Raw genomic sequence first — 2,287 nt, forward strand, 5'->3', positions numbered from 1 at the left:
CCGGCCGCGTCCGGGTCCGGACCCTGACCCTGCCCGACACCTACCAGGACCACAATTCCCCCGACGCCATGTACCGCGAGGCCGGCCTCGACGCCGACTCCATCGCCGGAACCGTGCGCGACACCCTGCCCGAGCGGAAGGTCCGGGGCCCGGCCAAGCTCGTCAGCGTCGGCCAGACCCAGCGCTGACCCGCCCCGCCCCCGATCCGTCGGGGGCTCAGGCGGCGTAGTACGACCGATACCAGTCCACGAAGGCGGGGATCCCCACGGACAGGGGCGTCTCCGGCACGGTGCCGACGAGGGCGCGCAGGAGGTCCGTGCTCGCGTGGGTGCGGGCCACGTCGCCGGGCGGCAGGGGTTTCAGCACCCGCTCGGCCCGTCGGCCGAGGGCCGCCTCGAGGGCATCGATCATCGCGTCGAGGCGCACGGGCCGGCCCCCGCCGATATTGACGAGGCGGTAGGGCGCCACCGGGCTCAGGGTGTCGCAATCGCCCACGGGCACCGTCCCGGGCGGCGTGTCCATGAGGCTGGCGATGGCCGCCACGAGGTCGTCGACGTAGGTGAAGTCGCGCTCGGCCGCCCCGTCGGCGAAGACTTCGATGGGCTCGCCGGCCAGGATCTTTCCCGTGAACAGGAACAGGGCCATGTCCGGCCGCCCCCACGGGCCGTAGACCGTGAAGAACCGGAACGCCGTGGTGGGGATGGCGAACAGGTGGCTGTAGGCATGCAGCATCGCCTCCCCGGCGAGCTTGCTCGCGGCGTAGAGGGTCAGGGGCGACACCGCCCGGTCGGTCTCGCGGAACGGCATCTGGGCGTTGCCGCCATAGGCCGAGCTCGTCGAGGCGAACAGGAGATGGCGCACGGGATGGGCCCGCACGGCCTCGATGAGGTTGGCGGTGCCGACCAGGTTGGCCTGCACGTAGGCGCCCGGATTCTCCAGGCTGTGGCGCACGCCGGCCTGCGCCGCGAGATGCACCACCATGTCGGGCCGCACCCGCGCCAGGGTGTCGAGGAGCAGGCCGGGCTCCTCCAGGCGCCCTTCCACGGCCTCGAACGCCGGATGCCCGGCGAGCCGCGCGTGGCGGGCGCGCTTGAGACCGACATCGTAATAGTCGCTGAACCCGTCGAGCCCCGTGACGGCGTGGCCCGCCGCCAGGAGACGGCGGCCGAGGTGGTAGCCGATGAAGCCGGCGCTGCCGGTCACGAGGACGCGCATCGGATCTCCCAGGAGGGGCGGGGCCGCAGGGTGGAGGCATGCCCTATCCCGTGCGCCGCCGCACCTCAAGAAACCGCGCCGCGCGCCGCGTCTTCCCGCCGCCATTCACCCATCCCGGGGCAGGCATACGCAGAAGGACTTGTTTGCGGACTGAAGAACGCCATATATAACAGCAGCATGACGTGATCGCGTCGCGCCCGCCCCACTCCCGCCGGTCCGCCACGCCAACGCCCCTGCGCCGTCCGCAAGGCCGCGATGGATAAGGACGAACCGTCGGAACGCGGCGCGCGCCTCCGATCTTCCCGACGGGCCCAGGCCCGCGACACTCTCTTTCCGCGAGTCGAACCCAACCATGAACCAGCTTGTCCGCATGTCCCAGGTCGGCGAGGCCGATGCGATCGCCGAGCCGTCCGCCTCCCTGCGGGTTCCCTTCGCGCAGTCGGGTGCGTTCGTGTGCAAGTTCATCATCGGCGAGCCCAACGACCGCGCCGTGTGCTGCGGCGCCCCGGTGTCCGACGGCAAGAGCTGGTGCGCTTTCCACCGCCGCATCGTGTTCGAGCCCGCCCGCCCCGGCCGCCTGCGCTGAACCCGGCCGACCCCGCCCATCGACCTCACCCCGCCGGGCCACCCGGCGGGGTTTTTCATGCGCGTTCAGGGCGAGGCGGGATCAGGCGACGGGATCAATCGTCGAAATCGTCGGCCTCGTAGGGGCGATAACCGTACAGGAGACGGCCATCGGGGCCGGAGACGGTGCTGCGGCGCACGACGAGGTAGCCCGCCGCCTCGGCCTGCCGGATGCGCCGGGCGCGCGGGTCCGCGTCGAACCCACCGGGCGGCGGGGGCGGCGCGAGGAAGCCGTAGGAGACCGGCCGGGCCGCCGTGTCCCGCATCCGGGCGTGGGCGGCGCTCCGCATCGGGACCTGGGCGTGGACGATGCGGACGGGGGCGCTCCGCAGGCCCGGATGGGTCGGCGTGAGGGTCCGGACCGCGACGACGGGCCGGGGGCGGGCCACCGCCACCCGTGTCTTCGGAGTGCGCGAGGCGGTCCGGGGGGCGGCCCGGGGTTTCGCGG

The 2,287-nt window shown here is 72.9% G+C and carries 3 protein-coding genes and 1 pseudogene; 2 read left to right on the top strand and 2 right to left on the bottom strand.

All coding sequences use genetic code 11. The features are described 5' to 3' along the window. On the top strand, positions 1-188 hold a 188-nt coding region (locus tag FV218_RS22190), incomplete at its 5' end, for a hypothetical protein (RefSeq protein ID WP_147711575.1). 28 nt (positions 189-216) lie between these two features. Here FV218_RS22190 and FV218_RS22195 read toward each other — a convergent pair. Continuing rightward, positions 217-1,215 carry an NAD-dependent epimerase/dehydratase family protein gene (locus tag FV218_RS22195; protein WP_147711576.1) on the bottom strand — a complete coding sequence of 333 codons (999 nt, stop codon included), beginning with the start codon at positions 1,213-1,215 and terminating at the stop codon, positions 217-219. 352 nt (positions 1,216-1,567) lie between these two features. Between FV218_RS22195 and FV218_RS22200 the strand changes: the two genes are divergently transcribed. Then, on the top strand, positions 1,568-1,801 hold the full coding sequence (locus FV218_RS22200; protein WP_056097434.1) for a hypothetical protein: 234 nt from the start codon (positions 1,568-1,570) through the stop codon (positions 1,799-1,801). A 94-nt stretch (positions 1,802-1,895) separates the two neighbouring features. Here the strand turns inward: FV218_RS22200 and FV218_RS22205 are convergent. After that, positions 1,896-2,287 (bottom strand): annotated as a pseudogene (locus tag FV218_RS22205) (hypothetical protein); the annotation flags it as partial.

This window comes from Methylobacterium sp. WL69 (assembly GCF_008039485.1).
Lineage (GTDB): Bacteria > Pseudomonadota > Alphaproteobacteria > Rhizobiales > Beijerinckiaceae > Methylobacterium.